This is a genomic window from Cupriavidus sp. HY129, assembly GCF_059492215.1.
The window spans coordinates 2,291,585-2,314,971 of sequence record NZ_CP083255.1 but is presented as its reverse complement, the minus strand read 5'-3'; the positions used below and the strand labels follow the sequence as shown (position 1 = coordinate 2,314,971).

General features: G+C 64.1%; 17 protein-coding genes and 2 tRNA genes. 11 read left to right on the top strand and 8 right to left on the bottom strand.

Annotated elements, in window-relative coordinates; all coding sequences use genetic code 11:
• Window positions 1–64: 64 nt before the first annotated feature.
• Window positions 65–1,297, top strand: coding sequence for a TetR/AcrR family transcriptional regulator (locus K6G35_RS26660; protein ID WP_035883535.1), 1,233 nt, complete (start codon window positions 65–67; stop codon window positions 1,295–1,297).
• A 59-nt stretch (window positions 1,298–1,356) separates the two neighbouring features.
• On the opposite strand, the gene K6G35_RS26655 is transcribed toward K6G35_RS26660, so the two are convergent.
• From K6G35_RS26655 to K6G35_RS26625, 7 genes are all read right to left on the bottom strand, one after another.
• Window positions 1,357–2,334, bottom strand: a complete 978-nt coding sequence (locus tag K6G35_RS26655) for an ABC transporter ATP-binding protein (protein ID WP_035883536.1) — start codon at window positions 2,332–2,334, stop codon at window positions 1,357–1,359.
• A 112-nt stretch (window positions 2,335–2,446) separates the two neighbouring features.
• The gene (locus K6G35_RS26650; protein WP_495676614.1) at window positions 2,447–3,424 is read right to left on the bottom strand and encodes an ABC transporter ATP-binding protein; all 978 of its coding nucleotides are present in this window, start codon (window positions 3,422–3,424) and stop codon (window positions 2,447–2,449) included.
• A gap of 40 nt (window positions 3,425–3,464) precedes the next feature.
• Window positions 3,465–5,192, bottom strand: coding sequence for an ABC transporter substrate-binding protein (locus K6G35_RS26645; RefSeq protein ID WP_495676613.1), 1,728 nt, complete (start codon window positions 5,190–5,192; stop codon window positions 3,465–3,467).
• 74 nt (window positions 5,193–5,266) lie between these two features.
• Window positions 5,267–6,193, bottom strand: coding sequence for an ABC transporter permease (locus K6G35_RS26640; RefSeq protein ID WP_040011139.1), 927 nt, complete (start codon window positions 6,191–6,193; stop codon window positions 5,267–5,269).
• Window positions 6,193–7,149 carry an ABC transporter permease gene (locus K6G35_RS26635; protein ID WP_008648520.1) on the bottom strand — a complete coding sequence of 319 codons (957 nt, stop codon included), beginning with the start codon at window positions 7,147–7,149 and terminating at the stop codon, window positions 6,193–6,195. The genes K6G35_RS26640 and K6G35_RS26635 overlap by 1 nt, the downstream gene beginning before the upstream one ends.
• A 209-nt stretch (window positions 7,150–7,358) precedes the next feature.
• A complete protein-coding gene (locus tag K6G35_RS26630) occupies window positions 7,359–8,498 on the bottom strand; it encodes an acyl-CoA dehydrogenase family protein (protein ID WP_495676612.1) in 1,140 nt (379 codons plus the stop codon).
• An 83-nt stretch (window positions 8,499–8,581) separates the two neighbouring features.
• Window positions 8,582–9,766: an acyl-CoA dehydrogenase family protein gene (locus K6G35_RS26625; protein ID WP_008648515.1), complete on the bottom strand. Its 1,185-nt coding sequence runs from the start codon at window positions 9,764–9,766 to the stop codon at window positions 8,582–8,584.
• Between the two features lie 763 nt (window positions 9,767–10,529).
• Here K6G35_RS26625 and K6G35_RS26620 point away from each other — a divergent pair.
• The 10 genes from K6G35_RS26620 (at window position 10,530) to K6G35_RS26575 (ending at window position 20,976) form a co-directional block, all read left to right on the top strand.
• A complete protein-coding gene (locus K6G35_RS26620) occupies window positions 10,530–11,630 on the top strand; it encodes an acyltransferase family protein (RefSeq protein ID WP_035883543.1) in 1,101 nt (366 codons plus the stop codon).
• A 206-nt stretch (window positions 11,631–11,836) separates the two neighbouring features.
• A complete protein-coding gene (locus tag K6G35_RS26615; RefSeq protein WP_008648510.1) occupies window positions 11,837–13,075 on the top strand; it encodes a GTP cyclohydrolase II in 1,239 nt (412 codons plus the stop codon).
• Entirely contained in the window at window positions 13,072–14,379 is a 1,308-nt protein-coding gene (locus K6G35_RS26610) for a URC4/urg3 family protein (RefSeq protein WP_035883544.1), read from the top strand. Before K6G35_RS26615 ends, K6G35_RS26610 begins: the two co-directional genes overlap by 4 nt.
• 149 nt (window positions 14,380–14,528) lie before the next feature.
• Complete coding sequence (upp, locus tag K6G35_RS26605; protein WP_495676611.1) at window positions 14,529–15,221, top strand: uracil phosphoribosyltransferase; 693 nt, start codon at window positions 14,529–14,531, stop codon at window positions 15,219–15,221.
• Window positions 15,221–15,883: a TetR/AcrR family transcriptional regulator gene (locus K6G35_RS26600; protein WP_008651378.1), complete on the top strand. Its 663-nt coding sequence runs from the start codon at window positions 15,221–15,223 to the stop codon at window positions 15,881–15,883. Before upp ends, K6G35_RS26600 begins: the two co-directional genes overlap by 1 nt.
• A gap of 83 nt (window positions 15,884–15,966) precedes the next feature.
• Window positions 15,967–17,247, top strand: coding sequence for an amidohydrolase family protein (locus K6G35_RS26595; protein WP_008651380.1), 1,281 nt, complete (start codon window positions 15,967–15,969; stop codon window positions 17,245–17,247).
• Window positions 17,248–17,355: 108 nt separating this feature from the next.
• Window positions 17,356–17,442 (top strand) — tRNA-Leu (locus K6G35_RS26590).
• Between the two features lie 383 nt (window positions 17,443–17,825).
• The gene (locus K6G35_RS26585) at window positions 17,826–18,716 is read left to right on the top strand and encodes a hypothetical protein (protein ID WP_035883546.1); all 891 of its coding nucleotides are present in this window, start codon (window positions 17,826–17,828) and stop codon (window positions 18,714–18,716) included.
• Window positions 18,717–18,834: 118 nt separating this feature from the next.
• Window positions 18,835–18,911, top strand: a tRNA-Arg gene (locus tag K6G35_RS26580).
• Between the two features lie 652 nt (window positions 18,912–19,563).
• Window positions 19,564–20,976 carry a DUF1254 domain-containing protein gene (locus K6G35_RS26575; protein ID WP_008649531.1) on the top strand — a complete coding sequence of 471 codons (1,413 nt, stop codon included), beginning with the start codon at window positions 19,564–19,566 and terminating at the stop codon, window positions 20,974–20,976.
• A gap of 85 nt (window positions 20,977–21,061) precedes the next feature.
• On the opposite strand, the gene K6G35_RS26570 is transcribed toward K6G35_RS26575, so the two are convergent.
• Window positions 21,062–23,161, bottom strand: coding sequence for a TonB-dependent receptor family protein (locus K6G35_RS26570; RefSeq protein WP_035883549.1), 2,100 nt, complete (start codon window positions 23,159–23,161; stop codon window positions 21,062–21,064).
• Window positions 23,162–23,387 lie beyond the last annotated feature (226 nt).

The window sequence follows — 23,387 nt, the reverse complement described above, 5'->3', positions numbered from 1 at the left end:
TCGCTCACATATAATCCGCAGCACCCAACCTGCAGGCCCGCGCCCCCTGCGTGCCCAACCGCTCATGCTCACGGACCAATCGGAAGCTCGGCAGACCCGCCGTTACGTCGAAAAGCGCGAAGTCATTCTCGATACTGCTGCGGCACTGTTCAATCGCAAGGGGGTGCGCGGCACGACCCTGGCCGACGTCGGGCAACAGGTGGGGCTCAGCACCAACAGCATCACGTACTACTACCGAAAAAAAGAGGATCTGGTCCTGGCCTGCCTGATGCGCGCCATCGCGGAGACGTGCGGTCTCGTCGATGAGGCGGCGCAAGCGGGTAGCCCCAGCGAGCGCGCCCGGGCCTTCATCACGCTGTTCGTGGCACGACTGGCGCGGACGGCAGTCGGCGAGAAGCCCGAACTGATGAGCCTGCGCGAGATTCGCGCGTTGCCCGAGAGCCATGTGGAGGTTGCCTTCGCCGCCTTCAACGACATGTTCCGGCGCGTCCGTGGGTTGCTGTGCGACGCCTTGCCCAGCGATCCCTCCCAGCGCAGCGCGCTGGGTGCGCGCGCGCACCTGCTGTGGTCGCTGACCAGCGGAGCTGCCGGCTGGATCGACCGATATGAAACCGATGACTACCCAAAGGTCGCGCAGACGCTGGCGGACATCGTCCTCAATGGCATCGCGGGGCCAAAGTCGGCGTGGCAGACAGAGTGCGACGTGACGGCGCTGCTCCCGGCGCTTGCGCAGCCGGAGACGACTCAACAGGCCTTCCTGAGAGCCGCCACGGAACTGCTGAACGAGCAGGGATACCGTGGGGCGTCTGCGGACCGGATCTCCGCAAGGCTGAACCTGACCAAGGGCGCGTTCTATCACCATAACGAGAACAAGGACGACCTGATTTCGGCGTGCTTCGACCGCATGTCCACGGTGATCCGGAACACCCAGACGCTGGTCGACGACCTGCCCGGCACGGGATGGGACAAGCTCTGCGCGGTATCGCGCGCGCTGGTGCATTACCAGTTCTCCAGCCAGGGACCTCTGCTGCGGCTGACGATCTATGGCGCCTTGCCAGAGGAGATGCGGATCGCGAAGATGCGTGACATGGCGCGACTGTCCACCCGTTTCGTCCGCCTCCTGGTGCAAGGGATGCAGGACGGCTCGGTGCGCCCACTGGACCAGGCGATTGCCGCGCTGCAAGTGCATGGCATGATCAATGCGGCCGTGGAACTCCGCCGCTGGGTGCGCGATGCCGACGCCGACAATGCCGCTGACCTGTTCGTGCGCCCGATGATGGTGGGGTTGTTACGCTGAAGCCCGGCCATGCGGGCCAATCACCCGACAGCCCACCCACCACCCCACCCACCTCCCACTTACTCGGCCAGGTGACAGGCAACCATCTGCCCGTCGCCTCGGTCGCGCAACGGCGGGTCGTCGCTGTGGCATTGCGGCATCGCCATCGGGCAGCGTGTGTGGAAGCGGCAGCCTGAGGGCGGATTCATCGGGCTCGGCACTTCGCCTTTCAGTACGATTCGCTGGCGCTGTCGCTCGGTCTCCACATCGGCGACTGGCACGGCCGACAACAGCGCCCGGGTGTACGGATGCAGCGGAGAGGCGTAGAGCTGACGGCGCGTGGCGATCTCCACGATGCGGCCGAGGTACATCACGGCTACGCGATCGCTGATATGCCGTACCACCGCCAGGTCGTGCGCGATGAACAGGTAGGACAGACCGAGCGTGCGCTGCAACTCCATGAACACGTTGACCACCTGCGCCTGGATCGAGACGTCCAGGGCCGACACGGGTTCATCGCAGACAATCAGGCTCGGCTCCAGCGCCAACGCGCGCGCGATGCCGATGCGCTGACGCTGGCCGCCGGAGAACTCGTGGGGGTAGCGGTCCGCCATATAGGGCAGCAGGCCCACCATGTCCAGCAACTCGCTCACGCGCGTCTGCACGGCTTGCCGGTCGCCGGCCATGCCGTGTACCTCGAGCGGTTCCGCAATCAGGTCACGGACCTTCATGCGCGGATTCAGCGATGCGAACGGGTCCTGATAGACCATCTGCACGGTGCGCCGGAACTGCTTCTGCCGCTGACCCTTGAAGCCAGCCAGGTCCTCGCCATCGAACAGGATGCGGCCGTCACTGGCGGGCAGCATCTTCATGATGGCCAGACCGGTAGTGGATTTGCCGCAGCCGCTTTCGCCGACCAGCCCTAGCGTCTCGCCGCGATTGAGCGTGAACGAGACGCCGTCGACAGCCTTCACGGTGCCAACCTGGCGTTTGAACAGCACGCCTTGCGTGACCGGAAAGTGCACCTTCAGGTTTTCGACGCGAAGAATCGGATCCACGGCCGGAGCGACCGGGGACTGCGAAGCCGCGGGACCCGCAAGGTCTGGACGTGCGCTGCCGGGGCGGCTTGGGGGCGCGACGCTCTGCGAGGGGCACGCCGCAAGTGGCGTTTCAGTATGCGTCATGGAGGAAGCAGGCGTTGAGGTGTTGATGGGAGATCTCGCGCAGTGGGGGCGGCGCCTGATCGCATGTCTCGTTGGCCAGCTTGCAGCGCGGGCGGAACGCGCAGCCCTGCCCGAGCGCGGTCAGATCTGGTGGCTGGCCGTCGATCGGCACCAGCGGCTGGCTGGTGTCGCCATCCAGACGGGGCACACAAGCGATCAACCCGCGCGTGTACGGGTGGGCAGGGTGGCGGTAAAGCGCTTCCGCCGAGGCCATCTCCACCAGGCGGCCGCCGTACATCACCGCGACACGGTCCGCGTATCGCGCCACCACACCCAGGTCATGCGTGATCAGGATCAGCGCCGTACCGGACTGTTGCGCGAGCGTCTTCAGCAGGTCCAGGATCTGCGCCTGCACGGTGACGTCTAGTGCGGTGGTCGGCTCGTCGGCGATGATCAGCTTCGGCTTGCAGGCCAATGCCATCGCGATCATCGCGCGCTGCCGCATCCCGCCCGAGAATTGATGCGGATATGCCTGCACGCGGCTGCGCGGCTCGGGGATCTGCACCTGGGCCAGTAGCGCGACGGCCTCATCATAGGCATCGCGCCAGGGGCGGTGCTCGTGGATGCGAATGGGCTCCGCGATCTGCTTGCCAACCGTAAGCGCCGGGTTCATCGACGACATCGGCTCCTGAAAGATCATCGCAATCCGGTTCCCCCGGATGGCGCGCATCTCGGCGGGCTTGAGACGGAGCAGATCCTTGCCTTCGAACCGGATCTCGCCGGACGCAATCTCGCCCGGCGGTTGCGGAATCAGGCCGAGAATCGACAACGCGGTCACGCTCTTTCCCGATCCCGATTCTCCGACGATCGCGAGGGTCTCCCCCGCGTTCACGTCGAAGGAGACCCGGTCCACGGCGGTGACCACGCCTCGGTCGGTACGAAAGCGCGTGGTCAGGTCTCTCACCTGCAGAATGGGCTCTGTCATGGTTACGCTCAGGTGGTTGGAGGGGCGGGTTTGCGGCGGATCAGAAGCCAAGCTTCTTCTTCATCTCCTGATCGATCCATGCGCGCGCGTAGATCGGGCCGCTACGCACGGCGCCGGCGCGCAGTTCGCCGTCGTAGTTCTTGACCCACGGCCACCAGGCGGTGAATACGTAGGGCGTCGGCAGCCAGATGTAGGGCGCTTGCGCGACGATGTCGCGCGTCATGTCGCGGATCGCCTCCTGGCGCTTGCCTTCGTCGCGGATCTGGAAGGCCTGGTCGACGCGGGCTGTGAAGGCCGGATCATTCCATTGCGAGGCGTTCCACACCTGTCCGGCCACGAAGCTCTTGCGCAACGTGGTGGTCGGATTCGTATGGCCATTCGCCATCATGTAGCCCGGCGCATTGGTCTTCGTGGTCATCGCGGACAGGTACGCGCCGTACTCCATCGGCTGGATCTCGATCTTCACGCCCACCTGTTCCAGGTAAGCGCCGATCAGCGGCAGCATCTCCATGTGGTCCTGGTTGCAGGCGCACACCTGAACCTTGAACTTGAAGCCCTTCGGGTAGCCGGCCTCCGCCAGCAGTTTCTTCGCCTTCTCGGGGTTGTAGGTGAACAGCTCTTTCACCGAATCCGGCATTGTGCTCAGCGGCTCGAAGTAGCCACCGTAGTCGGGATGCTGCGGGTAGGCGAAAAGCTCCGCGTTGCCGCCGTAGTACTGCTTGACGATCTCCTGCTTGTTGACCGCCATATTGAGAGCGCGGCGCACGCGGATGTCGTTGAACGGCTTGGTATCGACGCGCAGCGCCAGGTACTGGCCGGTGTACGAGAGCCACTTCGACCATTTAAGCTGCGGCGCGCTCTTCTTGAGCTCGTCCACGGCAGTCCAGCGCACCAGTTCCAGCACATCGAGCTTGCCGGTGCGCAGCATGGTATTGCGCGTGGCCTCATCCTTGACGGTGCGCAGCACCATCTTGTCGACGAACGGCAGCTTGTAGTCCTTGCCGCCGATCTTGTCCGTGTCCCAGTACTGCGCGTTCTTCACATAGGTGGTGGAGTTGCCCTGCGTGAACTGGTTCAGCGTGAACGGGCCTGTGCCGGTGACGTTCTTCCAGTTCGCGGCCCCGGCGGTGGCTACCTCTTTGGGCATGATGCCGGAGTAGTAGCCCCAGCCGAAGCGATAGTCCCACTCGGCATTGAATTCCTTGAAGCGGAAGATGACGGTGTACTTGTCCGGCGCTTCGACCTTGGTCAGGTAGTCGTAGTAGTTGGGGATCTTCTTGGCGCTTGCGTTCATGCGGCCGTAGCTGAACAGCACATCCTCCGACGTCAGCTCCCGTTCTTCCATCACGCCCGGCTTCGCGGGGAAGCGGACGTTCTTGCGCAGCTTGACCTCGAGCGTCAGCGGGTCGGTCCACTTCCAGCTTTCGGCCAGCTCGCCCCGGATCGCGTCCGGCGGCAGCCAGGCATCGGCCTGGAAGGCGTACTTTCCGCCGTTGCGACGCGACTTGGAGAGATCCGCGGCAAACAGTTGTTCATAGACCTGACCGGTGTCGTAGTTCTGCTTCCAGTTCCAGTCCGCCAGATCCCAGGACAACGCCGAGATGGTGGGGTAGACCGATCCGACCTCAAGCGTGCCGCCGTACTTTGGCGCATCCGCCTGCGCGGCCGCGATGCCGCAGGCCAATGCCGCCGCTGCGGCCGCCACGGCCTTTGCCGCCATCAGTGGCCAGTTCGTCCTGCCGACATTCGCCTTGATCATGGGCACCATCTCTTGCTCCTTACAGGGTCTGAAGAGTCGTGATTCGCCGGGCCACATTGCCGGCCGGTGTTGGCGGGCGCGTTTCAGCGGCCGCCGCGTAGCCGTGGGTCGAGCAGGTCACGCATGGCATCGCCATAGACATTGATGGCGTAGACCACCACCGTCAGGCAGATGCCTGGCGCAAGCGCGAGCCACGGCCCCTGGAACATGAAGGTGCGCCCGTCGCCCGACAGCATGCCGCCCCAGGTGGGAGCGGGCGGCGGCACGCCGAGGCCCAGGAATGACAGTCCAGACTCCGCCAGGATCGCGGTGCCGACACGGGTCGTGAACAGGACGATCACCGGCGGCAGCACGTTGGGCAGGATGTGTCGCCACAGGATGCGGCTGGTGGAGGCGCCGATTGATTGCGCCGCGTGCACGTACATGTTCTCGCGCACCGATACCACGGCCCCGCGCACGATTCTGGAGCCGCCGATACCAAGCAGCAGACCCAGCGTGCAGACGATCTGCCAACTGCCCGGGCCCAGCACCGAGACCACGACGATCAGGATGATGAGGTCCGGAAAACTCATCCAGGCGTCGACCATCCGCTGCACCACCAGGTCCAGCTTGCCGCCCAGATAGCCGCACAGGATGCCAAGCACGAGGGAAACCAGCGTGGCCAGCGTGGCCGCCGACAGGCCGATCACCACCGACAGCTGCGCGCCATACAGGCAGCGGGAGAAGATGTCACGGCCAAGGTTGTCGGTGCCGAAGAGATGCGCCCATGACGGCGGTTGCAGCCGCGCCATCATGTTGATTTCGTTGACACCGTATGGCGCCAGCCAGCCGGCAAAGATGCCGCAGAACAAGAAGATCGCGCAGATCACGGCACCAGCCGCGCCGAGCGGCTTGTCGCGGAACAGTCGGCGCATCATCGGAAACCGGGCGCGCCTGCGCGAGGCGGGAGGCGCCTGGGCGGTAACGAGCGAAGGGGACACGGCGCGTGGATCGACGGAGGGGTGTGCCATCAGTGGTGCCTCACTTTGGGGTCGAACAGGCCGTAGCTCAGGTCTACGAGCAGGTTGATCAGCATCACCGCCACGCCGACCACGAGAAAGACGCCAGTGATGACCGGATAGTCCCGCTGGTGCACGGCATCGAGCAGCAACAGGCCCATGCCCGGTACCGCAAAGATCTGTTCGATGACGACGGCGCCACCGATCAGCAGCGGTGCCTGCAACCCGATGAGCGTCACCACCGGAATCAGTGCGTTGCGCAGCGCATGGCGGAAGATGACCTGTCGTTCATTCAGTCCCTTGGCCCAGGCTGTGCGGATATAGTCCTGCCGCAGTACCTCCAGCATCATGGTGCGTGTCATCCGCATCGTGATGGCGGACAGCGCCATGCCCAGCACGATGGCTGGCACCAGCATCTGTTTCACGTGCTGCACCGGGTCTTCGAGAAAGGGGATGTAGCGCACGTCGGGAGACCATCCCCACCACACTGACGGGAACACGATCACCATCGTGCCGAGCCAGAAGCTGGGGACGGCCAGCATCAGGATGGAGAACGACCGTGCCACGTAGTCGACGGCGCTGTCCTGGCGGGTGGCCGACACGATGCCGATGGGCAGTGCCACCGTCAGTGCCACGAACAGGGCCAGCACACCTAGCGAGAAGGTAGCCGGGATTCGGGCCATCACCATTTTCAGTACCGGCTCGCTTTGCCACAGGGACTGCCCCAGATCACCGTGCAGCACGATATTGGTGACCCAGCGCAGGTATTGATCCCAGATAGGACGGTCGAGCCCGAGCGCGTGGACCAGTTGCTCGCGGGTGAGGGCATCGGCGCTGATGTCGTTCTGACTCAGCATGAGATCGACCACGTCGCCCGGCACCAGGCGCACGATGGTGAACACGATGATGCTGGCGAAGAGCAGCGTCGGTATCAGTGCCAGCAGGCGACGCACGAAGTAGGCGCTCATGGCAGGCCCCTGAGCGATGCTGGCTGGATTCCGGGTGGCGATGTTGCTGCCGATGTCGTTCCCGGGGTGGCGCGTACAGTCGATACCACAGACATGTTGCCTCCTTGTGAGCGATCGGCCGGCATGGGCGTATGCCGACATCCGCGCGATCGCTTTCGCCTCGGTGTTGCGTCGTGCCCCGCCAGCGTCGTGGCGGGGGGCTGGCCAGGTCAGTAGCCGCGCATCCCTGCCCAGCGGTTGAGCTGCCAGTTGGCGTCGCCCAACCATTCCTGGGCTGTGCGTGCCCGCTTCATGTAGAACCCGATGTCCAGTTCGTCGGTCATGCCGATACCGCCGTGCATCTGCACGCCTTCCTGCACTGCCAGGGTGGCAGTGGTGCCGGCCTTGGCCTTGGCCACGCAAGCCAGCGGCTCCGGCCCATCCGAGCGGCCGGCATCCAGCCGCTGCTGACATTGCAGCACCACGGCACGCGCGAGTTCGATCTCCGCGAACAGATGTGCGGCACGATGCTGCAGGGCCTGGAACTCGCCGATCTGCTTGCCGAACTGGCTGCGCTCCTTCAGGTAGGCGAGCGTGCGCGCGAACGTGGCGTCTGCAATACCAACCAGTTCGGACGACAGCACCGCGCGGGCGATGTCGAGCACCTTGTCGAGCATCGCGGCGCCGTTGCCGGCGCGGCCCAGCAGCGCATAGGCCGGAATTCGGGCGCCGTCGAAGGTGACGCGTGCCGCATTGGTGGCATCGGCGATCACGCAACGTTCGACGCGGACGCCGGCGTTGTCGCGCGGCACCAGGAACAGCGAGATGTCGCCATCGGGCCCTGCCTGCGCGTCTTTCGCCGCGACGATCAACGTGTCGGCCACATGGCCGTCGACGACGAACACCTTGCTGCCGTCGAGCATGTACCCGTCGCCATGGCGTCGCGCCAGCAGGGTGATGCGCTCTGGCCGGTGTTTGCTCCCCTCGTCCAGCGCGAGCGCCGTCAGGTGGCGGCCCGACGCCATCTCCGGCAGCAGCGCGCTTCGCTGCGTGTCGCTGCCGAACAGCCCCAGCAGTGAGGCGCCAAGCACCGAGGTGGAAAGGAACGGCACCGGCGCAAGCGTGGCCCCGATAGCTTCGGCGATGACGCCAGCCTCGACCACGCCGAGGCCACTGCCTCCATAGGCTTCGTCGATCAGCACGCCGGTGAATCCCAATTCGGCGGCCTGGCGCCAGAGATCCCGGGAGAATCCAACGGGGTCATGCGTGTCGCGCAGCGTGCGCAGCGCGGAAATCGGGGCGTTGTCCTTCAGGAAGGCGAGGGCGCTGTCGCGCAGCATTTCCTGCGTGTCGTCGAATACGATGGGCATGGCGGCTTTGACGGTCCTTGGGCTTCGAGGGCTTCGATGTCTTTGGGCTGCGGTAGGCGTGGCGGTACGGGCGAGCCGGTACGTCAGGCGCCCGGGAGGCCGAGCAGGCGCTTGGCGACGATATTGAGCTGCACCTCGCTGGTCCCGCCCTCGATCGAATTGGCCTTGGTGCGCAGCCAGCCCCGCGCCAGGGCGCCGTCCTGGCTGCGTTCGCCTTCCCACTCCAGGGCGTCCGTGCCGCCGACGGACATCAACAGCTCATAGCGCCGCTTGTTCAGCTCCGCGCCGTAGTACTTCAGCACCGAAGAGAACGCTGCCATTCCTTCGCCTTGCTTGGCCAGGTCGCGTGCCCGCTCGCCGGCGGCCGCAAAGGCGGCTTCGTCAATCTCGAACTGGGCGATCTGGGCGCGCAGCATCGGATCATCGAGGCGGCGCTGCGCGTCCACGCCGATGACTTTCGCTGCGTGGCGACCCATGGGCTCGCGGAAGCCGCGGCTGCCAATGGCGCTGATCATCTCGCGCTCGTGCGTCAGCAGATACTTGGCGATCTCCCATCCACGGTTCGGCTCGCCGACCAACTGGTGGCACGGCACCTTCACATCGTCGAAGAAGGTCTCGCAGAAAGGAGATTTGCCCGAGATCAGCACGATGGGCCGGGTGGAGACCCCGGGGGTTTCCATGTCGAACAGCAGGAAGCTGATACCCGTGTGCTTCTGCGCCTGGAAGTCGGTGCGCACCAGGCAGAAGATCCAGTCGGCCTTGTCGGCGTACGAGGTCCAGATCTTCTGGCCGTTGACGATAAAGTGGCCGTCGCGCTCTTCAGCGCGCGTTTGCAGCGCCGCCAGGTCGGAGCCGGCATTGGGCTCCGAGTAGCCCTGGCACCAGCGGATCTCTCCGCGTGCGATCTTGGGCAGGTGCTCCTGCTTTTGCGCTTCGGTGCCGTACTTCAGCAGCGCCGGGCCCAGCATCGAGATGCCGAAGCTCTGCAGCGGCGTCCGGCAGTTCAATCGGGCCATTTCGGCGCGCAGCACCCGGGCCTGTGCCGGACTGAGCCCGCCGCCGCCATATTGGGTCGGCCACTCCGGAACGGTCCAGCCCTTTTCGGCCATGCGTTGCAGCCACAGGCGCTGCGCATCGGACTGATAGCGGAACTTGCGCCCGCCCCAGCAGATGTCGTCCTCGTTGCGCACCGGTTGGCGCATCTCCGCCGGGCAGTTCGCTTCCAGCCAGGCATGCGCCTCCTGCCGAAATGTCTCCAGTCCGTCCACAATTGTCTCCTTGTTGCGTCCCTGGGAAGCCGTGCCACGCGGGCATCGGTCTGCCGGAAAATCGGATCAAGGTTGTTCCATGCCACAGTCTTATTTTTCTAAAACACTTGCAGAAGGTGGCGGGTACGGCAACTTTTATACAAGCCGACCCAAAGGGCGTCAATACTCCAAAACCTAACCCGGGAGGCTCGCCGAGCGCGAAGACGTGCAATTCGGATGTGATCCGTCGCTCCAGGGTGGCGCGACGCGAAGCGCGAATCATGCAAGCGAGCGCAGTAGAAAATAGCTTAACGTCTGCGAAAATTGATCGAAGCTCTCATCGCGCTTCGAAATCCCGGAGGTTTCGTTGCCTCATTCGACCTGATGGCGGGCGCCGCTCGCAACGGGTACTCAGGCTCGATTCAAGTCTCTTGCCGAGAGAATATTGGTGACAGTCCGGGCATTCTTCTTTTCCATACCATTCATACGAATTTTTTATGGAGACGAGAAAGCTTGCCCAAACGATGAGGCTATTGCTCGCGGGGGAGTAACAACCATGCCCCTACCTGTATGTCTGCACGCGAGAAACAAGGGCGGTTTGGCCAAATGCCACCGGCAATTTGTGTTTTCTTTTCATAAGCTAGTGCCAGTGGCGGAAGTTCAGTCGAAAGCGATGCGACGCAGGAGGGCAGTACACCTGCTTACATGCGTTACCCACTCTCCACATTTTGAAACGCAACAATGGAGGTACAATGCGCCCCACTTTGTATCTCACATATAACAAATGAGCCCCCGGCCTTCTCGTTTGGCGTGTGTAGACGCGCTGAAGGCGGTCAGCTCGCAGCTGATCGTGTTGCACCATCTGGCCTTCTATGGCCCGATGTCCGACGCCGCCCAATCTCTGGCCCCCGGCCTGATCGGCTGGCTGTCTGACTACGCGCGCATCGCGGTGCAGGTGTTCCTGGTCATCAGTGGATTCCTTGCCGCGCGCAGCCTGGCTCCTGCCGGACGCCTGACCGCCCAGAGCCCGCTTTCCACGGTATGGCGCCGCTATCAGAAACTGGTCGTGCCCTACACCGTGGCGATGCTCGTCGCGATCATCGGCGCCGCCATCGCGCGGACGTGGATGCATCACGACTCGATACCCGCCGCGCCGCACCTGACGCAGGTCATCGCGCACATCCTGCTGCTGCACAACATCCTCGATGTCGACGCGCTGTCCGCGGGCGTCTGGTATATCGCAATCGATCTGCAACTGTTCGCGCTGCTGGTATTCGCGCTCTGGTTGGCGCGCGCGGTGTCACGCGATACGTTGCCGCTGGGCGTGCCGACGGTGGCGGCGCTAGCGGTGGCCTCGCTGTTCTGGTTCAACCGTGATGCCACCTGGGATATCTGGGCGATCTACTTCTTTGGCGCCTACGGCATGGGAACGCTGGCGTACTGGGCGTCGAACCCCGATCGTTCTCCGGTGGCCCTGATCGCGCTTGGCGCGGTTGGCGTGGCGGCCCTGACGATGGACTTCCGCCTGCGTATCGCCGTCGCGCTGGTCACGGCGCTGGTGCTGGCCATCTCCCGCCGTGGGGGCTGGCTCGAGCATTGGCCGGGTGGCCGCGTCACCGCATATTTCGGCAAGATCTCTTACTCGGTCTTCCTCGTGCACTTTCCGGTCTGCCTGGTAGTGAACGCCTTGGTGTTCCATTTCGCTCCGGGCCAGCCGATGCTCAACGCGCTGGGGATGTTGCTGGCGTGGGTCGCCAGCAACGTAGCTGGCGCCGTGTTCCATCGCTATGTGGAAGCCGCCAGCCCGCTGCGCGCGGTGATCGAGTTCGTCAAGGAAGGCATTCACGGCCGCAAGTGGACGCGGGGCGAGAAGCCCCAGGCCTGAGCAGCCGGCGCCAACGTACTCAAATCAATGCTGGTGCGGGCGCACCAGCATGTACCGCCCTCGTCATGCATTTCGCACCCGTCCGGTGCGTGCGGAATGTCACCCACGGTAACAACCCCAGTTGAGGGTTGGCATGGCCATTGCCTAGTATGGATATATAAACCTGACCAACTGGTCAGGTTTCGATCCGGGGAGACGAGGCTGCCATGTCCGATCATATCGTTCTGACCTCGCACACACGCCGCGACAAGCCGGCCGAGCCGATTCACTGGGGCGCACCCACGGCGGCCGAGCGGGGGCCAGTCATTGCCAGCCTGACGGACCCCGCGCAGCGCAACGTTATCGGTACCCACGCCGGCGCCTATGCGATCTATCGCGCGTTGGCGGTGGCGGCGGGCAGCCTGCAGCGCGCGCATCGTCCTGACCTGACCGATACATCCCCGGCCGAAGCCATCGGCCCGCACCCGCAGTGGGGCGATCCGGACAGGATCGTGTCGCTGGATCCCTGGGGCCACCTGGTCTCCACCGTCTTCGCCGATCGCATCGCCGCCGGGGTGGACATCCGTCCGACCATCGCCATCACGCGTGCCCATATCAACATGCCCGAACTCATGGCCGCGATCTCGGCCGGCCGGCTGAAGCCCGACGGCGACATCCTCGAGGCCAATGGCGACGTGCGCGTGACCAAGGCGGCGGTGGACCCGGTCTGGTACCTGCCCGGCATCGCGCGCCGCTTCAATATCAAGGAGAGCGTGCTGCGCCGCAGCCTGTTCGAGCAGACCGGCGGCATGTTTCCCGAGCTCGTGACGCGACCCGATCTGAAGGTGTTCCTGCCTCCGATCGGCGGCATGACGCTCTACTTTTTCGGCGATGTCACGAAGCTGGGCCAGCCTGACACCCGTGTGGCCTGCCGCGTGCATGACGAATGCAATGGCTCCGACGTGTTCGGGTCGGACATCTGCACATGCCGCCCGTATCTGGCGCACGGTATCGAGGTTTGTATCGAGATGGCGCAGCAGGGTGGTGTGGGCCTGGTGGTCTATAACCGGAAGGAAGGCCGCGCGCTTGGCGAGGTGACGAAGTTCCTGGTCTATAACGCGCGCAAGCGCCAGGTGGGCGGCGACCGCGCCGAAACCTACTTCGAACGTACCGAATGCGTGGCCGGCGTGCAGGACATGCGGTTCCAGGAATTGATGCCGGATGTATTTCACTGGCTCGGGATCAGGAGGATCGATCGCTGGGCCTCGATGAGCAATATGAAGCATGGCGCGCTGACGGCGCAGGGTATCGAGGTGGTGGAGCAGGTGGCGATTCCCGAGTCCCTGATTCCGGCCGATGCGCGCGTGGAAATCGATGCGAAGGTGGCGGCGGGTTATTTCTCCAGGTACACGCCGCCTGACGCCAAGGAACTCGCCCAGGCAAAGGGCAGGGGGTTGAAGGAATGACTGAATTTCCGGAAGGAGGCAGGGCAGGACGCGACGATGGCTTGGGCAGCGGCTGGCATAGCCCCGTTCCACCCGATCATCCCGCGGGCGTGCTGCTCAGTGCGGAAGCCGTGCGAACGCGTTGCGCGGTGGTGACGGACTTCGTGGCCTCGGGGGAATCCGAGTTGTTCACGTGGCACCCGGACCGCGTTCACGCGATCGCCGACTATGTGGCCGCGACGATTCGCCGCCGCTATCCGACGCTGCAGGTGCCGTATCACAGCCGCTGGCGCCATTTTGAAAGTGGCGGGCCGGGGCAGGCCACGATCAACCGCTGGCAGATCCTGTGCGAGCGCGCGGGCATGTCGGGCCCCGAGCATCGCGAGGAGCGCGCGCGGATCGGTATCGATCTGGTGATCCCGAGCGTGCTGCTCGATGCGGGCGCCGGGCCCGACTGGCGCTACCGCGATGCGGCCAGCGACATGATGCTGACGCGTTCGGAGGGACTTGGCGTTGCCAGCTTCGACCTGTTCGCGCGTGGCGGCTTTTCCGCCGGGCAAGGTGATCCGTTACGTTCCGACGCTGACCGCCTTTGCCGCATCGACGCCTCGACCATTGCCTCGGCGTTCCAGGTGGCGCAGCACAACCCGCTGGTCGGCCTGGAAGGCCGCGCGGGACTTCTGCGTCGGCTCGGGGAGGTGATGCAGGACACACCGGCGGTGTTTGGCAGTCCGGCACGGCTCGGCAACCTGTATGACTATCTGGCCTCGCATGCGCGCGAAGGGCGGATCGAAGCGAGCTTCGTGCTGCGCACGCTGCTGGTGGCGCTGGGCCCTGTGTGGCCAGGCCGGCTGCAAATCCAGGGGATTTCGCTCGGCGATTGCTGGCGGCATCCGGCGGCGCCCGAGGGCATGGTGCCGTTCCACAAGCTCACGCAATGGCTGACCTATTCGTTGCTGGAGCCGCTGGAGGATGCGGGGCTGACCGTGACCGGGCTCGATGCGCTGACGGGTTTGCCCGAGTATCGCAACGGTGGCTTGCTGTACGACTTCGAACTGATGGTGCCGCGCGATGCCACGTTCGCCAGCCGCCCGCACGCGGTGGACGAGCCGGAGATCGTCGAATGGCGCGCGCTGACCGTGACGGGGCTGGACCTGATCGCCGATGGCGTGCGGCAGGCGCTCGGTTTGAGCGAGGCGGACTTCCCGCTGGCACGTGTGCTCGAGGGCGGCACGTGGGCGGCGGGGCGGCGCGTCGCGGCGCAGCGGCGTCCACCGGGCGGGCCGCCACCGTTCGCAATACAGAGCGACGGCACGGTGTTCTAGCGCGTCGCGCATGGATCGAACGCACGGAAGCAGGCAGCAGCTAACAGACAGCAGACAACGGAAACGATTCGCTGGCAGCCCCAGGCGTGGCGGGCCCAAGGGCCGCCTTGCCCGAACTTCACGAGAGTTTGTCACTCAAGGAGCGCACCATGAACGATCTGTCAGCCGCGGCTGCGGCCTCGGAGACCTATGTCAACCCCGATACGGCCAAGTCGCCTTCGGTCATGGTCGTCAATCATCCACTGGTGCAGCACAAGGTCACGCTCGTGCGCAACGAGGACACCACCACCGACAACTTCCGGCGCCTGGTGCGGGAGATCAGCCAGCTCCTGACCTACGAGGCCACGCGCGACCTGGCGATGGAGATCATCTCGATCCGCACGCCGATCGCGGCCATGCAGTCGCCGGTGCTGTCCGGCAAGAAGCTCTGTCTGGTATCGATCCTCCGTGCCGGCAACGGCTTTCTCGACGGGATGCTGGAATTGCTGCCGGCTGCTCGCGTTGGTCATATCGGCCTGTACCGCGATCCCGAGACGCTGGAGCCGATCGAGTACTACTTCAAGATGCCCGAGGACATCGGCGAGCGGATGGTGATCGTCGTCGACCCGATGCTGGCCACGGGCAACTCGGCCATTGCCGCCTTGAACCGTCTCAAGGAAGCGGGGGTGACCACCATGAAGTATGTCTGCCTGATTGCGTCGCGGCCTGGATTGCGCGCGCTGCAGGCGGCGCATCCCGATGTGTGCATCGTCACGGCGGCCATCGACGAGCAGCTTAACGAGCACGGCTATATCGTGCCCGGTCTCGGTGACGCCGGCGACCGGCTCTACGGCACAAAATGATGGGCGCGCCGGCGCTTGCGCCACCCGTGCGCGAATCGGGAGGCCGTATCCGGCAGGAGAACGAGGCGCAGATCCTGCGCGCCGCGGAACACGTGTTCGCGCGCGCGGGGTTCGCCGGGGCCACGATGGCCGACATCGCGCTGCACGCCGGCATGCCGAAGTCGAACCTGCACTACTACTTCCGGACGAAGCAGGCGCTGTACCGTGCCGTGCTGGCGCACACGTTGCAGCTCTGGCTATCCGAGACCGATATCATCAGCGCCGACCATGCGCCGCGCGTGGCGCTGGAGCAGTACATCCGCGCCAAGATGCGGCTGTCGGCCAGCCATCCGGACGCGTCGCGCGTGTTCGCCAACGAGTTGCTGCACGGCGCCCCTGAGATCGGCGGCGTGCTGCGTGAAGCGTTGCGCGAACTGGTGACGCGCAAGGCCATGGTGATTCGCTCATGGATTGAAGACGGTCAGATGGCCCGGGTCGACCCCTATCACCTCTTCTTCACGATCTGGGCCGCCACGCAGACCTACGCGGACTTCGATGCCCAGGTCTGCGCCGTACTGGGCGTCAGCCAGCTCGACACCGAGGACTTCGAACGCGCCACCGAGCACCTGGTGGCGTTGCTGCTGCGTGGCTGCGGGCTGGATCAGAAAGCCTCGCTGGCCTGATCCAGCATCATGCGTGGCAGTTGCCATGCAGTCTTCGTCTACCATTGCCACGTCACCGCCATCGGGATCACAAGGGACGCCTCATGTTCGACACCATCCTGCGCCACTGCAATATGCCTGACGGACGTACCGATATCGATATCGGCATTGCCAACGGCAGGATCGCGGCGGTGGAGCCACGGATCGCGGCAACGGCGGGAGAGGAGATCGACGCCGCTGGGCAGCTTGTCTCGCCGCCGTTCGTCGACGCGCACTTCCATATGGACTCCACGCTGTCATATGGTCTGCCGCGCGTGAACCAGTCCGGCACGCTGCTCGAGGGCATCGCGCTGTGGGGGGAACTGAAGCCGCTGCTTACGCAGGATGCCATCGTCGAGCGCGCGCTGGCGTATTGCGACTGGGCCGTCTCCAAAGGGCTGCTGGCGATCCGTTCCCACGTGGATGTGTGCGATCCGCGCCTGCTGGCCACGGAGGCGCTGCTGCACGTGCGCGAGCGCGTCAGGCCCTACCTGGATCTGCAACTCGTGGCATTTCCGCAGGACGGTCTGTTGCGCGCGCCAGATGCGCTCAACAACCTTCGCCGCGCGCTGGACCTTGGTGTCGATGTGGTGGGCGGCATTCCGCATTTCGAGCGCACGATGGCCGACGGGGCGGCGTCGGTGAAGATGCTCTGCGAGGAAGCCGCCGAGCGCGGGTTGCGCGTGGACATGCATTGCGACGAAAGCGACGACCCGATGTCGCGCCATATCGAGACGCTGGCGAGCGAATCGGTACGGCTGGGTTTGCAGGGACGCGTCACGGGTTCGCATCTGACGTCGATGCATTCGATGGACAACTACTACGTCTCCAAGCTGCTGCCGCTGATGCGAGAGGCCGGCGTATCGGCCATCGCCAATCCGCTGATCAACATCACGCTGCAGGGGCGGCACGATACCTATCCCAAGCGGCGCGGCATGACGCGCGTGCCCGAGATGCTTGCCGCCGGCATTCCTGTGGCCTTCGGTCACGACTGTGTGATGGACCCCTGGTACAGCCTTGGCTCGGGCGACATGCTCGAGGTGGCCCACATGGGTCTGCATGTCGCGCAGATGACGGGGCTGGACGCCATGCGCGCGTGTTTCACCGCTGTGACAGAAACGCCGGCACGTATCCTGGGTCTCGAAGGCTATGGGATTTCGCCGGGCTGCCGCGCCGATCTGGTGCTGCTGCAGGCGCGGGACCCGGTGGAGGCGCTCCGCCTGCGCGCGACCCGGCTGGTGGTGATGCGGGCAGGGAAAGTCGTTGCCCGCACGACGCCGGCCACCGCAATGCTGGCGCTCGAGGGGCGACCGGCCAAAGTCGACTTCCAGCTACACCGGGCATGACGGTATGGAGAGTTTTTTTGAAGAACCGATGAATTTTGTGTTGACAGAGATGGTCTTGCTCAGCATAATCTCTTTCTTCGCATCGCAGCAGCAATGCAGCGAAACGAAGCCCAGATGGCGGAATTGGTAGACGCACTAGGTTCAGGTCCTAGCGGTGGCAACACTGTGGAGGTTCGAGTCCTCTTCTGGGCACCAAATTCAGAAAAGCCCCGCGCAAGCGGGGCTTTTTTCGTTTCTCCGCCCGGAAAGAAAGGCCCTTGAGGGCCTTTCGCGAGGACGAGAAAAGGTTGCGCTTGCAAGCGCAACCCGGGGTCGCGCATGGGTGACCGAGTCCTCTTCTGGGCACCAAATTCAGAAAAGCCCCGCGTAAGCGGGGCTTTTTTCGTTTCTCCGCCCGAGGCCTAAGAGGGCCGGCTCTAGGAAGAATGGCTGACACTGTCAGGAGAAATTCTCACGGCGCGCCACACCGTGCCGCCCCCGTCCGGCAACCCGCATTACGGTCTAACTGACAGGCTGGCTTTGACCTATGCTCCAGTTTGATCGGGCACGATTCAATAACGCCCGGCAAGGTGGTTGCCATGTCCGTACTGTTCACGTGCGGGAGAGGGGAGGGCGCCGGGCATTGTCCCGGCTGGGAGCGCTGTGTCGGCACGCACCCAGGGCACCATTCCTGTCTCCATCTGGGCTTCCTGATCGTGCTGCTTGCGAGCGCCGCGGCCTGCGCCGAGGAACTTGCGAGCGGGCCGCCGGGCGCGGATACGCCGCCATCGATTGTCCAGGACAAACGCGACGCGGGCACGTCGCCTGCGAAAGCCACCACACCGGAATCCCCATCGCTTGAGCCACCTCGTATGGTGGCCGCGGACGACGATCCTGATCAGCCTGCGCCTGTCGACGTGCTGGCTTCGGAGCAGATGGCGGTGCCCGGCGGCGAGCATGAGGTCGTGGGCAGTGCGGGACCGATCGATCGGCAGGTCGAAACGTACCGGGCCGGAGCGCGCCCGGCGATGCTGCATCTCGATGACATGACAACGGCAACCGGGTTCGTCGATGGCAGCACGCGCACCATGGCACTGGCGATGGATACGCCGCTGTCGCGTAACGGATCCGGTCCGACCCTGCAGTCCCGTGTCGAGATGGCATACCGTCCTGGCATGGCGCCGGTACCCGGCAACTGGGACGCGCCACCGGGCGAGGCCAATGCCACCGGGCTGGCCGTGCGGCTGTATAGCTCCGCGCCCACGCGCCTGAATGGTGTCTACCCCTTCGTCGAAGCGGACTGGTGGCAAGACAATCGCGCACGCACCATCAACATCAACGGCACGCGCATCGACACCGATCTGTTGCGTGGTCTGCTGTCCTTCAACGTCGGCGCGCACAGCAATTCGACCACCGGCCTGAAGCTCTGGGTCAAGGCGCGCGCAGGACGCAACGCGGGCGGGACACTGGGTGCCAGGTACCGCTGGTAAGGGATGGCGGTGGCAGTGTCGAGGCAGTGTCTGACGAGGGAGTATCTGGTCTTCGAGAAATAATTTTCACGAAGTACTTGCGCGCGAAGCGAATTGCGATACAATTCGGGCCTCGCGTGCGGCTGTAGCTCAGTTGGATAGAGTACTTGGCTACGAACCAAGGGGTCGTGGGTTCGAATCCTGCCAGCCGCGCCACCTATTAAAAGGGCTTCCAGAAATGGAAGCCCTTTTTCATTTTGGGTTGCGCGCGAAGGTATGTCCGACTCGATTGTGCTCGGTTGACGCAACTGAAGACGATGACCGACTCGTATGCGGTGGCCGCTGCGGCAATCCATGGCGCAAAGCAGAGGCGGTGAAACGATGTTTGGCTGGCGGGCATCCTGATTCGAACAACTGCGAGAGCGCGGCGACGCTGGATAGCGCAGTTGCCCTCAAGTCGTTCTGTCAGGGCTTATAAGCCCTGAGATTAGTCGCCGGCCCTTCGATGCCAAATGGCATTTCGCTCGCCTGTGAACATGTGCCCTAAAGGCCGCGTCGTTCAATTTGAGAACGCTTGGATCGGCACTTGGGTTTGTGCGCCTCATGTAGACATCGCTTTCGCCTGAATATCTGTGGGTGCATTCGGTCCACAGGGCACGAACCGGCAAGTACCCACAGCATCCTGCGGCCTTGCACAGTCCCTGCCGAAGCCAACCCCAATGTACGTTTCCCCGCGCAACCACTCGCCGGGGCCATTGACAGCCGCCAACCCGGAAGCACATTATTCGTCCCTATCAGATGCGCCTCCGGAGCAACTCGCGCCCCTGCTGATGCCCGGAAGGCCGCCATTCCCATGGGAAACGGGGTCATGAATTCATCCATCCGCAGATTGGCGGGCGCAGTTGCGCTTGCCGTTTTCCTTTCCGCTTGCTCGTCCACGTCGGAGCGTCCGGCAGCTGATTCGGCCGTCGAACAGCCGCCATCCGATCAAGCGATGAAAACCCTCTCGGCCGAGGTGTTCACCTACGCCTATCCGCTCGTTCTAATGGACGTTACGCGTGAGGTGGCGACGGCCAAGGTGCCGGTCAATACATTCGGTCACAAGCGCGCCTTCCCGGATGCGGCCTTTACCGATGTTGTCAGCCCGAATGCCGACACCTTGTATTCGTCGGCGTGGCTGGACCTGTCGAAGGAGCCGATGGTGCTGTCCGTGCCCGATACCGGCGGCCGCTATTACCTGATGCCGATGCTCGACGCCTGGACCAATGTCTTCGCGTCGCCGGGCAAGCGTACGACTGGCACGAAGCGTGGTGTCTTCGCGATCGTCGGCCCGAACTGGCAGGGGCAGTTGCCCAAGGGTGTGAAGGAGATCAAATCGCCCACCGATATGGCCTGGCTGATTGGTCGGATTCAGACCAATGGCAAGCAGGACTATGCGAACGTGCACCGGCTGCAGGATCAGTTCCGCCTGGTGCCGCTGTCGGCGTGGCGCAAGGGCAGCCGTACCGCAGTGCAGCCCGTGCCGCGCGCAGCGATGATCGATACGGAGACGCCGCCGGCCGAGCAGGTGGCGGCGATGGACGCCCAGGCATTCTTTACCCGTCTGGCCGCGCTGCTGCCTGCCAACCCGCCCGCAGCCGATGACGCCGCGATGGTGGAGAAGATGCAACGCATGGGCATCAAGGCCGGTCAGCCGTTCAAGACCACCGTGCTCGAGCCTTCGACGGCGCGCGCCGTGCAGGAGGGTGCGTCCGCCGCGCTGACGATGATCAAGGCCAATGGGCGCAAGAGCGCTGCCGGCAATATGGGCTGGCGCGTCCAGCGTGATATCGGGGTGTATGGCACGGATTATGGCCGCCGCGCTGTGGTGGCGATGTTCGGTCTGGGCGCGAATCTGCCCGAGGATGCGATCTACCCGACCGCGCGCGCCGATGCGATGGGCCGCCCGTTCGATGGTGGCAGCCGCTACGTCCTGCACTTCGACAAGTCACAGTTGCCGCCGGTGAAGGCGTTCTGGTCGCTGACGATGTACAACGACAAGCAGGCATTCGTCAGCAATTCGATGCAGCGCTACGCGATTGGCAGCCGTGATCGCCTCCGCTACAACCGCGATGGCTCTCTGGACATCTATATTCAGTACGAACGGCCCGACGAGCGCAAGGTATCCAACTGGCTGCCGGCGCCGCCCGACGCCTTCAACCTGATGCTGCGAGCCTACTGGCCGGACCAGGTGGTGCTCGATGGCAAGTGGATGCCGCCCGCCGTCCAGCGCGTGAACTGATTTCCCGCGCCACGCCCGGCAAGGGCGTGGCGAAGCCCTCATCCGAGTGCAGTGCATCCGAGCGCAATAGGCACAATGCCCGCACTCAGAACTTGTACTTGATCCCCGCGTAGAACGCACGGCCGCTGCCCGGATAGAACACCGAGGTATTGGCCGTCCGCGCATCCGTGACGGTGCTGAAATCGCTGATATAGCGTTTGTCCGTCAGGTTGCGGGCATCGAGGAACAGCGTCACGCCACGCTCGAACTCGTAGCTCGCCTCAATACCGAATAGCACGTAGCTTGGTACCTTGAGCGTGTTGGCGTAATCCACCCATGCACCGGTCGGCACCCAGTCGATCGTGCCCGCCACGCGCAGGCGCGAGTTTCGGCTATAGGACAGCGTCGTGCGCAGCACGTGCTGCGGCACCCCGGCGATCCGGTTGTTGCCATAGACAGGATCGTTGTCGAAGCGGAAGTCACTGTAGTTCCAGAGCTGGGACACATTGACCTTGTCGCCGCTGCCGAACACGTTGCGTAGCACGTCTACATTCGCGCCAAGCTCCACGCCTTGCAGGGTCGTCTTGTTCGCGTTGAACGTTGACGCGGGGATATCGGGGCTGACCGTGTACTGAAGCAGTTGGTCGCGCACCAGAGAACGGTACAGCGTCAGGTCCCATCCGAAACGGTCCTGCTGGCCGCGCGTGCCGAGTTCCAGCGTCCAGCCATGCTGGGCGGCCAGTGGCACGAACTGCTGTGTCATGCCGATCGTCTGGTTCAGGTCCGTGAAATCGGGCACATCGGCGCTACGGGTGATATCGATGAACGCCTGGACGTTCTTCTTCGGTTCCCACAGCACGCCAAACTTCGGATTCACGCCGCTGTAGGTCGTGGCGTCCGACTTCGGCGTTGGGTTGGTGGGCAAGCCACCGTAGTCCTTGTACTCGCGGCGGTTGCGGTACGCCTTGGCGCCAGCCATCAGCGCCACGGTGGGCAGCACATAGAGGCGGTCTTCGAGATAGAGCTCGTAGTTGTAGGCATCCTGCGCCGAATTCAGCGTCTGCGCGCCACGATTGCCATTGACGTTGACGTACTGGCGCGCGTCGTTGTTGCCGCCGAAGAATCGCATCCCGGCGATCAACTGGTTACGCATGCCGCCAAGCGCGAATTCGCCCGTGTAGCGGGGCGCGAAGCCATAGGTCCAGTAGTCCTGGTCGATCACCTGGAAGATCGGGTGATACAGGCTCTTGTGGATCGCCCAGGTAGTGAAATCGATCTGGCCGCTGTCGAGCTTGATGGTGGTGACATTGGCCAGGCGCTCGGTGCGCGTGTTGCGCGCCTGGTCGCCCGCCAGCGCGCTCGGCGATGCCATGCGCGGATTGTTCAGCGCATCGTTCAGAGAGAGTGTGCCGGGCAGCAATTGATCGACGACATAGGCGCCAAAGTAGAAGCGCGTCTCCACCGCCGGGCTGAACCGGTAGCCGAGATTGGCGTTGAGCTGCTCGTACTGGCCGCGTTCGTGATTGCGATAGCCGTCGGAATGGCTGACCGTGGCGTTGACCAGAAAGTCCCAGTTGCCGATCTGCCGTGACACCTGGCCACTGCCGCGCACGGTGCCGAAACTGCCCCCATCCAGTCGGACCATGTTCGGCGCGTCGACGGTCAGCGCGGTGGGTGTGGTGAAGTTGATGGCGCCGCCCAGGGTGGTGCTGCCATACGCCAGCCCGTTGCCGCCCTTATAGACTTCGGCGGCCGAAAGGCCGAGCGGATCAATCTGATAGAAATCGCCGCTGCCATCGGCAAAGTTGGTCGGCACGCCGTCCTGCAGGATTTCCAGCCCGCGCGTATGGTAGCCGCGCGCAATCCCCGAGCCGCGGATCGACAGCCGCAGCTCCTGTCCGTACCGTTCCTGCACGTAAACGCCGGGTGCATCCTTTAGCACATCGCGTAGATCGCTGGCGTACGTGTTGCTATAGGCGTTGGCATCGACAAAGCCCACGGATCCGGCCGACTGGAACAATGACTGGCGCTGCTGCGCGATGCCCGGAGCGGTCAACGAACCCGCCGCGGCGGCCGTGGCGGTAACAGGAGGAAGGGTGGGAATCTCGGCAGGAACGCTTGCCGGAACGGCTTGGGCGAAGGCCACACCTGACAGTGCGGCGGCAGGAAGCGCCGCTGCGCGGCGCCATTTTTTTTGTCGTTGCATTGCTTGCGGTCGATAGGCCCATGCCGAGGATTCAACGTGGGCCAGAGATGCTTAATTTTTGGCTCGACCGCAAGGATACGGAGAGGGGTATCCGTGCGCCATGCGACACAGCGACGCAACGGACCTTCTTGCCTTATATCGAAAGTTGTCCCGCGCAGTTGGGGTCGCATGCTGCACCGCGAGCGTGCGCTGTTGCCGCGCTGCGCGCGCTTGCGGATACACGCTT

Bases quoted from the DNA above. Each gene is read 5' to 3' on its own strand.
- K6G35_RS26660 (WP_035883535.1), top strand. From the start codon at position 65: ATGCTCACGGACCAATCGGAAGCTCGGCAGACCCGCCGTTACGTCGAA.
- K6G35_RS26650 (WP_495676614.1), bottom strand. From the start codon at position 3,424: ATGACAGAGCCCATTCTGCAGGTGAGAGACCTGACCACGCGCTTTCGT.
- K6G35_RS26645 (WP_495676613.1), bottom strand. From the start codon at position 5,192: ATGGTGCCCATGATCAAGGCGAATGTCGGCAGGACGAACTGGCCACTG.
- K6G35_RS26640 (WP_040011139.1), bottom strand. From the start codon at position 6,193: ATGGCACACCCCTCCGTCGATCCACGCGCCGTGTCCCCTTCGCTCGTT.
- K6G35_RS26635 (WP_008648520.1), bottom strand. From the start codon at position 7,149: ATGAGCGCCTACTTCGTGCGTCGCCTGCTGGCACTGATACCGACGCTG.
- K6G35_RS26630 (WP_495676612.1), bottom strand. From the start codon at position 8,498: ATGCCCATCGTATTCGACGACACGCAGGAAATGCTGCGCGACAGCGCC.
- K6G35_RS26620 (WP_035883543.1), top strand. From the start codon at position 10,530: ATGAGCCCCCGGCCTTCTCGTTTGGCGTGTGTAGACGCGCTGAAGGCG.
- K6G35_RS26615 (WP_008648510.1), top strand. From the start codon at position 11,837: ATGTCCGATCATATCGTTCTGACCTCGCACACACGCCGCGACAAGCCG.
- K6G35_RS26610 (WP_035883544.1), top strand. From the start codon at position 13,072: ATGACTGAATTTCCGGAAGGAGGCAGGGCAGGACGCGACGATGGCTTG.
- upp (WP_495676611.1), top strand. From the start codon at position 14,529: ATGAACGATCTGTCAGCCGCGGCTGCGGCCTCGGAGACCTATGTCAAC.
- K6G35_RS26600 (WP_008651378.1), top strand. From the start codon at position 15,221: ATGGGCGCGCCGGCGCTTGCGCCACCCGTGCGCGAATCGGGAGGCCGT.
- K6G35_RS26595 (WP_008651380.1), top strand. From the start codon at position 15,967: ATGTTCGACACCATCCTGCGCCACTGCAATATGCCTGACGGACGTACC.
- K6G35_RS26585 (WP_035883546.1), top strand. From the start codon at position 17,826: ATGTCCGTACTGTTCACGTGCGGGAGAGGGGAGGGCGCCGGGCATTGT.
- K6G35_RS26575 (WP_008649531.1), top strand. From the start codon at position 19,564: ATGAATTCATCCATCCGCAGATTGGCGGGCGCAGTTGCGCTTGCCGTT.
- K6G35_RS26570 (WP_035883549.1), bottom strand. From the start codon at position 23,161: ATGCAACGACAAAAAAAATGGCGCCGCGCAGCGGCGCTTCCTGCCGCC.